1 protein-coding gene is annotated in these 959 nt (G+C 38.8%); it reads right to left on the bottom strand.

All coding sequences use genetic code 11. The annotated features are described in order from the left end of the window. Positions 1-427 (bottom strand): transposase family protein (locus ABD814_RS06525; protein ID WP_344911509.1); only part of this gene is annotated, 427 nt, incomplete at its 3' end. Between the last annotated feature and the right edge of the window lie 532 nt (positions 428-959).

Genomic DNA, 959 nt, shown 5'->3' with positions numbered 1-959 from the left:
TATGCCAAGATACAGAACAATCTTTAGATAGTGACTGTACGGAACGCGCTTCGGTACTTTTAATCACAATCATGACTTTTGATTGATTAGAAACATGACAATTCTTCTCAACAATTGGTGTCTTAGCTGTAAAGCTACACTGACAAGAACGACAGAAGAAACGTTGTTTTTTTAATTTCAAAAACGTCAATGATGTCCCCGTCATCGGTAATGTGATGCGAGATACTTGCTTCCCGTTTTTAATAACCACATAGTTTTCATTTTTTATCCCGCACTTTTCACAATGTGTTGGATCATAAGTGAGGTCGCCGTGAATAAACTTACATGGTTGTCCTTTATATTCAGCACGTTCTACACAACCTGGTAAAAAAGTTATATTTTCATCTTGAAGATCAATGAGATTTCTTATATCATTAGAAATAGACAAGTGAGTTCCCTCCTAGGATATTGTTTTTGTCGACTTTAATTCTACAGGGAAACTCACTTGTTTTCTATTTTTAAGCCTTAGAAAGTTATAACGTCAGTTATAACTACTTATGGTCAAATGACTTCATTTTATTATAGTAAATGTGGTTAAAACACGAATAGAACCAGGTTAGGCTGTCGTGTCACCTATAACTGAAGAAGCTGAATCAAGTGATTGGAACGGCAGGCGGCGACTCCAGCGGGAACAATCGTGTCAAAAAAATCGAGATAGGGGGAGGTGACTAACCTCCGTCCCTCTCACACCACCGTACATACGGTTCCGTATACGGCGGTTCCAAATTATGTCGAACGCAAAATTTCATATCTTGCGGATATGCTCTTTAACCCTAAGCTAGCCCAGTAGACTTTGCCGAGAGTTCTGTGTAGTATTGGACTTCGCGCAATACGCCAATATGCTTTTCGAGAATTTCCCCATTCATAGGCTTGCTGACGTGAAGTCCCCAACAATATTAGGTTCTTTATTTTTGTTCTTG

The organism is Amphibacillus indicireducens, assembly GCF_039539605.1.
Lineage (GTDB): Bacteria > Bacillota > Bacilli > Bacillales > Amphibacillaceae > Amphibacillus > Amphibacillus indicireducens.
The sequence above is the reverse complement of the archived record's forward strand: the minus strand, read 5'-3'. Positions and strand labels throughout refer to the sequence as shown.